At 71.6% G+C, this 11,085-nt stretch carries 13 protein-coding genes; 7 read left to right on the forward strand and 6 right to left on the reverse strand.

Annotation, left to right across the window (positions count from 1 at the left end; translation table 11 throughout):
• Window positions 1–450, forward strand: a 450-nt coding sequence (locus G3573_RS16585) for a glycosyltransferase (RefSeq protein WP_276208736.1), incomplete at its 5' end; no start/stop codon positions are given.
• Here the strand turns inward: G3573_RS16585 and G3573_RS16590 are convergent.
• The 3 genes from G3573_RS16590 to G3573_RS16600 all read right to left on the reverse strand — a co-directional run bounded on the left by G3573_RS16590 (window position 425) and on the right by G3573_RS16600 (window position 1,835).
• A complete protein-coding gene (locus G3573_RS16590) occupies window positions 425–994 on the reverse strand; it encodes a GNAT family protein (RefSeq protein WP_163262636.1) in 570 nt (189 codons plus the stop codon). The genes G3573_RS16585 and G3573_RS16590 overlap by 26 nt on opposite strands.
• Before the next feature lie 215 nt (window positions 995–1,209).
• Complete coding sequence (locus tag G3573_RS16595) at window positions 1,210–1,668, reverse strand: GNAT family protein (RefSeq protein WP_163262638.1); 459 nt, start codon at window positions 1,666–1,668, stop codon at window positions 1,210–1,212.
• Window positions 1,665–1,835 (reverse strand): hypothetical protein, encoded by a 171-nt coding sequence (locus tag G3573_RS16600; protein WP_163262640.1) that lies wholly within the window; start codon window positions 1,833–1,835, stop codon window positions 1,665–1,667. Before G3573_RS16600 ends, G3573_RS16595 begins: the two co-directional genes overlap by 4 nt.
• Window positions 1,836–1,904: 69 nt before the next feature.
• On the opposite strand from G3573_RS16600, the gene rfbC reads away from it, so the two are divergent.
• The 4 genes from rfbC to G3573_RS16620 all read left to right on the forward strand — a co-directional run bounded on the left by rfbC (window position 1,905) and on the right by G3573_RS16620 (window position 5,856).
• The gene (gene rfbC / locus G3573_RS16605) at window positions 1,905–2,507 is read left to right on the forward strand and encodes a dTDP-4-dehydrorhamnose 3,5-epimerase (RefSeq protein WP_163262642.1); all 603 of its coding nucleotides are present in this window, start codon (window positions 1,905–1,907) and stop codon (window positions 2,505–2,507) included.
• Entirely contained in the window at window positions 2,504–3,556 is a 1,053-nt protein-coding gene (gene rfbB / locus G3573_RS16610) for a dTDP-glucose 4,6-dehydratase (protein ID WP_163262644.1), read from the forward strand. Before rfbC ends, rfbB begins: the two co-directional genes overlap by 4 nt.
• Complete coding sequence (gene rfbD / locus G3573_RS16615) at window positions 3,553–4,431, forward strand: dTDP-4-dehydrorhamnose reductase (protein ID WP_163262646.1); 879 nt, start codon at window positions 3,553–3,555, stop codon at window positions 4,429–4,431. Before rfbB ends, rfbD begins: the two co-directional genes overlap by 4 nt.
• A 120-nt stretch (window positions 4,432–4,551) precedes the next feature.
• On the forward strand, window positions 4,552–5,856 hold the full coding sequence (locus G3573_RS16620; protein WP_163262648.1) for a UDP-glucose/GDP-mannose dehydrogenase family protein: 1,305 nt from the start codon (window positions 4,552–4,554) through the stop codon (window positions 5,854–5,856).
• A gap of 78 nt (window positions 5,857–5,934) precedes the next feature.
• Here G3573_RS16620 and G3573_RS16625 read toward each other — a convergent pair whose 3' ends face one another.
• On the reverse strand, window positions 5,935–6,606 hold the full coding sequence (locus tag G3573_RS16625) for an OmpA family protein (RefSeq protein ID WP_163262650.1): 672 nt from the start codon (window positions 6,604–6,606) through the stop codon (window positions 5,935–5,937).
• A 176-nt stretch (window positions 6,607–6,782) separates the two neighbouring features.
• On the opposite strand from G3573_RS16625, the gene G3573_RS16630 reads away from it, so the two are divergent.
• Together G3573_RS16630 and G3573_RS16635 are read left to right on the forward strand one after the other, a co-directional pair.
• Window positions 6,783–7,691, forward strand: coding sequence for an isopenicillin N synthase family oxygenase (locus tag G3573_RS16630; RefSeq protein ID WP_163262656.1), 909 nt, complete (start codon window positions 6,783–6,785; stop codon window positions 7,689–7,691).
• A gap of 69 nt (window positions 7,692–7,760) precedes the next feature.
• A complete protein-coding gene (locus tag G3573_RS16635) occupies window positions 7,761–9,854 on the forward strand; it encodes an ATP-binding protein (RefSeq protein WP_163262652.1) in 2,094 nt (697 codons plus the stop codon).
• Here G3573_RS16635 and G3573_RS16640 read toward each other — a convergent pair.
• Complete coding sequence (locus G3573_RS16640) at window positions 9,851–10,333, reverse strand: RNA pyrophosphohydrolase (RefSeq protein ID WP_163262654.1); 483 nt, start codon at window positions 10,331–10,333, stop codon at window positions 9,851–9,853. The two genes, G3573_RS16635 and G3573_RS16640, sit on opposite strands and share 4 nt — an antisense overlap.
• The coding region (locus G3573_RS16645; protein ID WP_205598309.1) for a divergent polysaccharide deacetylase family protein at window positions 10,330–11,085 on the reverse strand (756 nt) is incomplete at its 5' end. The genes G3573_RS16640 and G3573_RS16645, both read right to left, overlap by 4 nt.

The following is an 11,085-nucleotide window of genomic DNA, read 5'->3' on the forward strand; positions in this document are numbered from 1 at the left end:
CGCCTGGGCGAGGCGGGCGTGGACGTGGCGCTGGGCGCCGCAGCCCCCAGCCGCGCGGCGCTGGAACGGCTGGCAGAGCGCGACCCGCGCGTGCGCGTGCACGTGGAGACGAAGGACATGGCCGGCCTGATGGCGGCGGCGGACCTGGCGGTCGGGGCCGGCGGCTCGGCGGCCTGGGAGCGCTGCGTGCTGGGCCTGCCGACCGTGCTGCTGGTGCAGGCGGAGAACCAGGAACCGGCCGCCCGGGCCCTGGCCGAGCGCGGCGCGGCCGAGGTGATCGACGCCCGCGCGCCCGACTTCGAGGCCGCCTTCGACCGCGCCTTCACCGGCCTGGCCCGCAGCCCGGAGCGACGCGCCAAGCTGTCGCGGATCAGCGCCGGCCTGTGCGACGGCCGAGGCGCCGATCGCGTCGCGGAGGCATTTCTCAGTCTTCCCGGGTCTCGATCCTGACCGGCCCGCGCGGGACCCAGTCCTCGCGCAGCAGGCCGTACTCGATCACCGCCTCGCGCTGGCCTTCAAACACCACCTGCGAGCGGCGCCGGCCCTCGACCACGAAGCCGTTCTTCTCCAGCACCCGGCCGCTCTCGACGTTGGGAGCGTAGATGCCGGCGCAGAGCTTCTGCATCTCCAGGGTCTGGAAGGCGATGAAGCAGCCGATGCCGACCGCCTCGGTCGCCACACCGCGCCCGCGCAGGCCCGCCTCGCCGAGGAAGTAGCTGATGTCGGCGGTGCCGTGATGCTTGTTCACCGGCCCGATCTTCAGATTGCCGACGTGGCGCTCGTCCTCGACCATGAACAGGCCGAACAGGTACTCGTGCGGACTCTCGCGCTTGGCCGCCACGAAGGCCTCGATCGCTTCGCGCGTGTGGGTGCTGAAGCGGGTCTCCATGAAGCGGTTGGTGCTGGAGTCGTTCATCCAGCGCACATACGAGTCGCCGACATCGGTGCCCGCCAGCTCGCGCAGATAGACCCGCTCTCCGAACCAGCGCTTCACGCGGCCATCCGTTCGAACGGGAGGGCCAGGATGGCGCGCAGCCCCTCGCCCGGAAGCCGGGGCGAACTCGTCCGTGCCTGCATCACCGCCAGGATCATCAGCGCACCTTGAACAGAGGTTCCTGCGGCGCGCAACGGAACTTCGCCTTCACGCCGCCAGGTGAACCCGTCCAGCTCCAGGCTGCGCCTCGGTCCTGGCGATGTCGATCCCGGGACTCACGGCGCCTCCCTCCGGAAGAACACGAAGCCGTCGACCTCGCCGACGCGGGCGAAGCCGGCCTCCTCGAACAGGCGCAGCGAGCGGTCGTTGTCGGCGCGCACCCGCGAGGTCAGGGCGACGCCGGCCATGTGCGTGACGCCGGCGCCCAACAGCTTGCCGCTCCAGCCCAGGCCGCGCAGCTCTGGCGCGACGGCGATGCTGACCTCCCAGACGCCCGGCCCGATCTGATCAAGGCGCAGGGTCCCGACCGGCTCGTCGGTGCGGGTCGCCTCGCCGACGAACAGCAGCCGGTCGGTGCGGGCCAGCGACCGCTCCAGCCAGGTCATGTGGGCGGCGAGGTCGACCTCGGCCGTGTCGGCCGACATGGCCCGGGTCACCGGGTCGTTGCGCCAGGCCAACAGGCGGGCTGCGTCGGCCATGCCCGCCGGGCGCAGCCGCAGGATCGGCACGGTCACGGCTTCAGCGCCGGCCCGGACGCGCGACGCACGTCGTCGCAGCCACGGAACCGGTTGAAGCTGTGCAGGTTGTTCGGGAAGGTAGCGGCCGCAGACGCCGTCGCCTGGGAGGAGGCGACGACGCCCGCTTCCGCGCCGAGCGAGCGCATTCGGAGGGGACCGCTCATGGACGGAGACTGGGACCGACAGGTTGCCGTCTGCTTGCCGAACGCGGTTAAGCAGGTCTGAGCCGCCCGATGAGCCCCGCCCGCTACCGCTCCACCGACCGGCTCGAGGTCATTCCCACCGCCCTGCCCGAGGTCGTCCTGTTCCGACCCCGCCGCATGGCCGACGGCCGCGGCTTCTTCGTCGAGGCCTGGAACCGGCGCACCTACGCCGAGGCCGGCCTGACCATCGACTTCGTCCAGGACAACCTGTCCCACTCGGCCCGGCCGTTCACGGTCAGGGGCCTGCATTTCCAGTCGCCGCCGGCCCAGCAGACCAAGCTGGTCTCCATCGCCCGCGGGCGGGTGATGGACGCCGTGGTCGACGCCAGGCGGGGCTCGCCCACCTTCGGCCGGGCGGTGACGGTGGAGCTTTCGGCCGAGAACGGCCTGCAGATCCTGGCCCCGCGCGGCTTCCTGCACGGCATGGTCACGCTCGAGCCCGACACCGTGGCCACCTACAAGACCGACGCTCACTATTCCGGCCCGCACGACGGGGCGGTGGCCTGGAACGACCCGGACCTGGCCATCGACTGGGGTGTTGATCCGGCCCGCGTCGTGGTCTCCGACAAGGACGCCGGCGCGCCGCTGTGGCGCGACTGGACCTCGCCCTTCAGCGTCGGCGAGGCCGCGTGAGGCTGCTGGTCACCGGCGGTTGCGGCTTCATCGGCTCGGCGGTCGTGCGGCAGGCCGTGCGGCGCGGGATCGAGGTGATCAACGTTGACGCCCTCACCTACGCGGCCAATCCGGCCAACGTGGCGGAAGTGGAAGCCTCGCCGCTCTACGCCTTCGAAAAGGCCGACGTGCGCGACCGGGCGGCCATGGCCGACGTCTTCGCCCGCCGGCGGCCCGACGCGGTCATGCACCTGGCGGCCGAAAGCCATGTCGACCGCTCGATCGACGGCCCGCTGGCCTTCGTCGAGACCAACGCGCTGGGCGCGGCGGTGATGCTGGACGCCGCCGCCCGCTTCCGCGACGGCCTGCCGGGCGCCGAGCGGGACGCCTTCCGCTTCCATCACGTCTCGACCGACGAGGTGTTCGGCGCGCTGGGGCCCGACGGCGCCTTCGACGAGGCCTCGCCCTATCGGCCGAACTCGCCCTATGCGGCGTCGAAGGCGGCGGCCGACCTGCTGGCCCGCGCCTGGGGCGCGACCTACGGCCTGAACGTGGTCACCACCAACTGCTCCAACAACTACGGCCCGTTCCAGCATCCGGAGAAGCTGATCCCGACCGTCGTGCTCTCAGCGCTGGAAGGCCGGCCGATCCCGATCTACGGCGGCGGGCTGAACGTGCGCGACTGGCTCTACGTCGAGGACCACGCCGAGGCCCTGCTGCTGGTGCTGGACAAGGGTCGCGCCGGCGAGACCTACGCCATCGGCGCGCGGGCCGAGGCGGCGAACCTCGACCTGGCGCGAAGGCTCTGCGGCGTGCTGGACACCGTCGCGCCGCGAAAGGACGGCGGCGCCTACGCCGAGCAGATCAGCTTCGTCGACGACCGGCCGGGCCACGACTTCCGCTATGCGCTGGACGCCTCCAAGATCCAGGCCGACCTCGGCTGGACGCCGCGGATCGCTTTGGACGAGGGGCTGGAACAGACCGTGCGCTGGATGCTGGACAATCCCGGCTGGATCGCCGCCGCCCGCGCCGGCGGCTTCGACGGCGGTCGTCTGGGGCTCAGCCGATGAGCCTGCGGATCCTGCAGTTCGGCGCGACCGGCCAGATCGGCCGGGCCCTCCTCGACCAGGCCACGGCGCGCGACATCGAGATCGTCGCCCTGGACCGCACGCGCGTCGACCTGCGCTCCTCCGACGCGGTCGCCCGCGCCGTGCGCGAGGCCGGGCCGGTCGACCTGGTGGTCAACGCCGCCGCCTTCACGCGCGTGGACGACGCCGAAGCCGCCGAAGACGAGGCCTTCGCCGTCAACGCCGAGGCCCCCCAGGCCATGGCCGAGGCCTGCGCCCGGCGCGACCTGCCGCTGGTCCACTTCTCCACCGACTACGTGTTCGACGGGCAGAAGGGCGCGCCCTACGCCGAGGACGACGCGACGCGTCCGCTGAACGCCTACGGCCGCTCCAAGCTGGCCGGCGAGCAGGCGGTGCTGGCCGCCTGTCCGCGCGCCCTGGTCGTGCGGGTGTCCTGGGTGTTCTCGCCGTGGGGGTCGAACTTCTTCAGCTGGATCCTGTCCCAGGCCGGCCGGCGCGAGCCGCTGCGCATCGTCGAGGACCAGGTCGGCCGCGCCACCTCGGCGCTCGACGCCGCCGCCTTCGTGCTGGACCTAAGCCCCCGCCTGGCCGCCGCCCCGGCGGGCGATCCGGCCTTCGGCTTGTTGCACTTCGCCAACGCCGGCGCGGTCTCGCGCCGCGCCTTCGCGGAGGAGCTGTTCGAGCTCGCCGGCGGCGGCCCGCCGATCGAAGGCGTGGCCTCGGCGGCGTTTCCGGCCGCGGCCGTGCGCCCGCTCAGGACCGAGCTCGGCACCGATCGACTGGAACAAGAATTTCTCGCGCCGCCGCGACCTTGGCGGGAAGCGGCTCTGGAAGTTCTGACCCGCCGAAAAGGGTGAACCGCGCTCGCCGAACGCGTCCGGACCACTGGCGTCGAAGCCTCGGAAAAGCTATCTCCTCGGGACCTTGGAAGCTCCGCCGCAGACGCGGGGCGCCTCATCAAACTGGAAGGTTCGTCGATGCGTGTCGCGATGATCGGGACCGGCTACGTTGGGCTGGTCTCCGGAGCCTGTTTCGCTGACTTCGGCCACGTGGTGACCTGCGTCGACAAGGACGCGTCCAAGATCGAACGCCTGAAGAAGGGCGAGATCCCGATCTTCGAGCCGGGCCTGGAGCAGCTGGTCGCCACCAACGTGCGCGAGGAACGGCTGTTCTTCACCACCGAGGCCGCCGACGCCATCAAGGACGCCGACGCGGTGTTCATCGCCGTGGGCACCCCGTCGCGCCGCGGCGACGGCCACGCCGACCTGTCCTACGTCTACGCCGCCGCCGAAGAGATCGCCGACCTGATGGACGGCTTCACCGTGGTGGTGACCAAGTCGACCGTGCCGGTCGGCACCGGCGACGAGATCGAAGAGATCATCAAGAAGCGCCGCCCCGACGCCCAGTTCGCCGTGGTCTCCAACCCGGAGTTCCTGCGCGAAGGCGCGGCCATCAACGACTTCAAGCGCCCCGACCGGGTCGTGGTCGGCACCGACGACGAGCGCGCCCGCCACGTCATGTCGGAGCTGTACCGTCCGCTGAACCTGAACGAGACGCCGCTGGTCTTCACCGGCCGGCGCACCTCGGAGCTGATCAAGTACGCGGCCAACGCCTTCCTGGCGCTGAAGATCACCTTCATCAACGAGATCGCCGACATCTGCGAGAAGGTCGGCGCGGACGTGAACGCGGTGGCCCGCGGCATCGGCCTGGACAACCGCATCGGCTCGAAGTTCCTGCACGCCGGCCCCGGCTACGGCGGTTCGTGCTTCCCGAAGGACACGCTCGCCCTGGTGCGCACGGCCGCCGACTACGGCGCGCCGATCCGTCTGGTCGAGACCACCGTCGAGGTGAACAACGCCCGCAAGAAGGCCATGGCCGAGAAGATCGCCCAGGCCATGGGCGGCGACCTGAAGGGCAAGACCGTCGGCCTGCTGGGCCTGACCTTCAAGCCCAACACCGACGACATGCGCGACTCCCCCTCGCTGGACATCGTCCCGGCCCTGCAGGCCAAGGGCGCCACCGTCCAGGCCTTCGATCCGGAAGGCATGCACGAGGCCGAGAAGATGCTGTCGGGCGTGGTGTTCAAGGACGGCCCGTACGAGGCCATCACCGGCGCCGACGCCATGGTCATCGTCACCGAGTGGGACCAGTTCCGCGCGCTGGACCTGGACCGCGTGCGGCTCCTGCTGCGCAGCCCGACCGTCGTGGACCTGCGCAACGTCTATCGCCCGGACGACATGCGCACCCGCGGCTTCAGCTACACCAGCATCGGCCGGGTCTGAGGCCCGACGACGCCTGAAACGACGAGGGCGGCCGCTCACCGAGAGCGGCCGCCCATTTCGTATCCGCTCGGGCCCCGATCAGGTCGTCGTGTGCGGGCGCAGGATGATCTCCACCCGGCGGTTCTGGGCGCGGCCCTGCTGGGTGGCGTTGGAGGCGATAGGCTCGCTCTCGCCGCGGCCGGCGACGAACAGGCGGGCGCGCAGCACCCTGTGGCTGAGCAGGTAGTCGCCGACCGCCAGGGCGCGCCGTTCCGACAGTACCTGGTTGTGAGCGTCCGATCCGTCGGCGCTGGCGTGGCCGACGATGTCGACATAGGTGGCCGGATAGCGGTTCAGCACGGCGGCCACGTCGTCCAGCACCGGATCGAAGCGCGTCTGGATGGCGGCGCTGTCGAGCGCGAAGGTCACGTCGCCCGGCATCTGCAGGACGATGTTCTCGCCCTGGCGGATCACGCCGACGCCGGTGCCGGCCAGGTGGTGCTGAAGCTCGGCTTCCTGGCGGTCCATGTAGCGGCCGATCCCGGCGCCGGCGAGCGCGCCGATGCCGGCCCCGATCAGGGCGTTGGTCCGCCCCTCTTCGCTCTTGTTGGTGTTGGTGGCGTAACCCAGCGCCGCGCCGCCGGCCGCGCCCACAATGGCTCCGGTCGCGGTGTTGTTGCGCCGGACCTGAGCTGTGTACCGGTCCAGCGTCGAGCAGCCCGCGAGCAGTGCGGCGGCGGCGGCGCAGAGGGCGACGTTCCTGGAGATCATGCGCCGGAATCCTCGTGGCTGATCCGGCCTGACAACGTGAAGCTAACGGCGACGGTTCCCCCCTCCCGCCCCCTGTTTCCTCGGCGCGAACCCTGTAGAAAGCCCTCCAGAAACGACCAGTCCGAGGTTTTGCCGTGAGCGTCGACGCCCCCGCCTCCGCCATCGAACCGGTGTCCATGCGCCGGTGCGAGACCGACTTCGACGGCTTCGCCGAGGCGCTCGGCGCGTCGTTCCGCCGGTTCGGCTTCGCGGTGATCTCCGACCACGGCCTGGACCAGGCGGTGATCGACGGGGCGCTTCAGCGGACCCGCGCCTTCTTCGCCCTGCCGGACGCGGTCAAGCGCGCCTACCACATCCCCGGCACGGGCGGCGCGCGCGGCTACACCCCGTTCGGCACGGAAGCCGCCAAGGACGCAGACACCGTCGACCTGAAGGAGTTCTGGCACGTCGGCCGCGACCTGCCGGACGGCCATCCCTATCGGCGCTACATGCCCGACAACCTATGGCCGACCGAGATCGAGGGCTTCCACGAGTATGTCGGCGCCCTCTACGGCGCGCTGGACGACATGGGCGCCAAGGTGCTGCGGGCGATCGCGCGCGGGCTGGAGCTGCCGCTCGACTTCTTCGCGGACAAGGTGGCGCTGGGCAACAGCGTGCTGCGCCTGCTGCACTACCCGCCGGTGCCGGCCGACGCGCCGGGCGTCCGGGCCGGCGCGCACGAGGACATCAACGTCATCACCTTGCTGCTCGGGGCCGAAGAAGCCGGCCTGCAGGTCAAGGACCGCGACGGCCAGTGGCTGCCGATCAACCCGCCGCCCGGCGCGCTGGTCTGCAACATCGGCGACATGCTGCAGCGCCTGACCAACCACGTGCTGCCCTCGACCACCCACCGGGTGGTCAATCCGGCGCCCGAGCGGCGCGGCTTCTCGCGCTACTCGACGCCGTTCTTCCTGCACTTCGAGCCGGAATATCTGATCCGCACCCTGCCCGGCTGCGTGTCGGCGGAGCGCCCGGACCGTTATCCTGAGCCGATCACGGCGGACGACTACCTTCAGCAACGCCTGCGCGAAATCCGGCTGCTTTAAGCCTTAACGCGCACCAAACTTTAAGAGGCTGCGGCCGAGGCTTCCCCCCCGAGCAGGAGGAAGCGTGCCATGGACATCGCGGCGCCCGTTCCCGTCGACGAACAAGAGCGCCTCGCGGTCCTGCACGACCTCGGCCTCCTCGAGGCCGCGCCCACCCTGGGGCTGGACCGCCTGACCCGCCTGGCCACCGTCGTCGCCGGCGCGCCGTTCGGCCTGGCCGCGCTCGTCGACGTGGACGAGGTCCGTTACAAGGCCGCGGTCGGCCTGGACGCCGACGGGGCGCTGCGCCACCGCTCCTTCTCGGCCTGGGTGATCCTGGCCGACGAGCCGCTGTGGGTCGCCGACGCCTTCGAGGACGATCGCTTCCGCGAGGCCTCCATAGGCAAGGGCCGTCCCGACTTTCGCGCCTACGCCGGAGCGCCGATCACGGTCCAGGGCCGCCGGGTCGGCGCGCTCTGCGTCGGCTGGTTCGCGCCGCGCCCCTACGACGCCGCGGTCGCCTCGCACATTACCGAACTGGCCAGCCTGATCTCCGACGAGTTCGAGCTGCACGCGGCCAAGACGCGGCTCGCGGCCGCGCTGGAGGAGACCCGCCAGTCGGACGCGCGGCTGAAGATGGCGACCGAGATCGCCGACCTGACGGTCTGGGAATACTCCTACGCCCGCCAGTCGCTGGAATACGCCGTGGGCGACGTGCCGCCAGCCTTCCTCGGCCGGTTCGACTACGAGACCTTCCTCGCCGAATGGCTGAAGCAGCTGCATCCGGAGGACCAGGCCTGGGTCGAGCGCGCCTGGCACGAGCACCTGGAGACCGGCGCGCGGTTCAGCTGCGAGTACCGCCAGAAGAGCGGCCGCGGCGAAGAGGTCTGGGTCCGCAACGTCGCCCAGGCGATCCGCGACGAGGACGGCCGTCCCGAGCGCATCGTCGGCGTGATCCGCAACGTCACCGCCCGCAAGCGTAGCGAGCTGGCGGTCGCCCGCGCCCGCGAACAGGCCGAGACCGCCAGCCGGGCCAAGAGCGAATTCCTGGCCAATATGAGCCACGAGATCCGCACCCCGCTGAACGGCGTGCTGGGCGTGGCCGGCGCCCTGGCCCGCACCGAGCTGGCTGGCGGTCAGCGCGACATGGTGCGGCTGATCGAGACCTCGGCCGAAACGCTGGAGGTGCTGCTCTCCGACCTGCTGGATCTGGCCCGCATCGAATCCGGGCGCATGGAGCTGGCGGCCGAGCCCTTCGACCTGGAGGAAGCGACCCGCTCGGTGGCGGCCCTGTTCGAGGCCAAGGCGGCCGAGAAGGGCCTGAACTTCGAGGTCGAGCTGCACGCCGACGCCAGGGGCCGCTTCGTCGGCGACGTGGTGCGGGTGCGTCAGATCCTGGCCAACCTGCTGTCCAACGCCGTGAAGTTCACCGACCGCGGCGGCGTGCGCCTGACGGTGCGCACCACCTGCGGGCGCGAGCGCTGCACGCTTCGCTTCGAGGTCGCCGACAGCGGCATCGGCTTCGACGAGAGCTTCCGCGCGCGGCTCTACGAACGCTTCGAGCAGGCCGACGGCTCGATCACCCGCCGGTTCGGCGGCACGGGCCTGGGCCTGTCGATCTGCAAGTCGCTGGCCGAGCTGATGGGCGGGCGGCTCGATGCGGTCGCCACGCCCGGCGAAGGCGCGACCTTCTCGCTGGAGGCGCCGTTCGACCGCGCGCCGCCAGCGGCGGCCGAGACCGGCGCCCCGGCTTGCGTCGAGGTCGCGCCCCTGCGCCGGGCCCGCGTGCTGCTGGCCGAGGACCATCCGACCAACCGCACGGTCGTCGAGCTGATCCTGGCCGGGGCGGACGTGGACCTGGTCTCGGTCGAGAACGGGGCCGAGGCGCTGGACGCCTTCACGCCCGGCGAATTCGACCTGGTGCTGATGGACATGCAGATGCCGGTGATGGACGGCCTGTCGGCCATCCGGGCGATCCGCCGGCTGGAGGCCCAGGTCGGCGCGCCGCGCACGCCGATCTACGCCCTGACCGCCAACGCCCTGCCCGAGCACGCCGAGGCGTCGCGCGCGGCCGGGGCCGACGACCACCTGACCAAGCCGCTGTCCGCCGCCACCCTGCTGGCCTCGGTGGCCCGCGCCGTCGCCCAGCGCGCCAGCGTCGAGGCGGGGGTGGAGGCGGCCTAAGGAGCTGCGAACGCCTTGAAGGCCGCGACCACCTGCTCGTAGGCGGCGCGCTTGAACGGCACGATCAGGTCCAGCACCTCGTCGAGGTCGGCCCAGCGCCAGGCGTCGAACTCGGCCGGCGGGTGGGCTTCGAGGTTCACCTCGGCGTCCCCGCCCTCGAAGCGGCAGGCGAACCACTTCTGCTTCTGGCCGCGCCAGCCCTTGGCGATCTTCGAGCCCTCGGCCTCAGGCGGGAAGTCGTAGGTGATCCAGCCCTCGGTCTCGCCCAGCGGGGCGATCGAGACCACGCCGGTCTCCTCCTGCAGCTCGCGGCGGGCGGCCGTCTCCCAGTCCTCGCCGGCGTCGACGCCGCCCTGCGGGAACTGCCAGTTGTAGGGGCCCGGCGTGCCGGCGCGACGGCCCAGCCAGACGCGGCCCTCCGCGTTGAAGAGGACGACGCCGACGTTGGGGCGATAGAGGTCGAGATCTGGCGGGGTCACCGCCGCGCAACCGCCGAGGCGGGCGCGAGTTGCAGGCCGCGGCTTTTCAGGCCGTCGGCCCAGCGCGTGGCCACTTCCACAGTCACCGGATAGGCGAAGCCGGAACCCAGCGCCGAGCCGCGGCTGCGGGCGGCCTGCTCGAGCGCGTTCAGTTCGGCGGCGATGGCCTGGGCGGACAGCTGGTCGTCGACGATGGCGTCGGCGCTGGCCCGGGCCCACGCCCCGCCGCGCTTGCGCGCCGAACCGTCGTCCATGAAGGCCAGGCCCCGGCTCTTCAGGGCGCCGGTGAAGGCGCCCATGCCGGCGTCGGAGGTCACGAACCGCTGGCCCAGGTAGTTGGTCACGCCGAAGTAGCCGGTGGCGCGGCTCAGCAGCCATTCCAGGCGCTTGACCGTCTCGGCCGGCTGGGCGTCGGCCAGCAGGGTGTAGGGGCCCGGATCGTTGTCCGGATAGTCCACCGGCTCCATCGGGATCTCGAGCAGGACCTCGTGGCCGTTGGCGCGGGCCAGGTCGATCCAGCCCTGCAGGCCTTCGGCATAGGGCACGAAGGACAGGGTGATCTCGGGCGGCAGGCGTTCGATGGCGGCCTTGGTGGCGGCCGCGTTCAGGCCCAGGCCGCCGACGATCAGGGCGACCCTGGGCTGGCCGTTGGACTTGAACGGGCGCGCGTAGGCGCCGAAGGGCGTGCGTCCGTCGGCGGCGACCACCGGCATCGGGCCCAGCGGGCCGGCCACGTTGACGCCGGCCATCGG

It is taken from the genome of Caulobacter sp. 17J65-9 (assembly GCF_010975005.1).
Classification (GTDB): Bacteria; Pseudomonadota; Alphaproteobacteria; order Caulobacterales; family Caulobacteraceae; genus 17J80-11.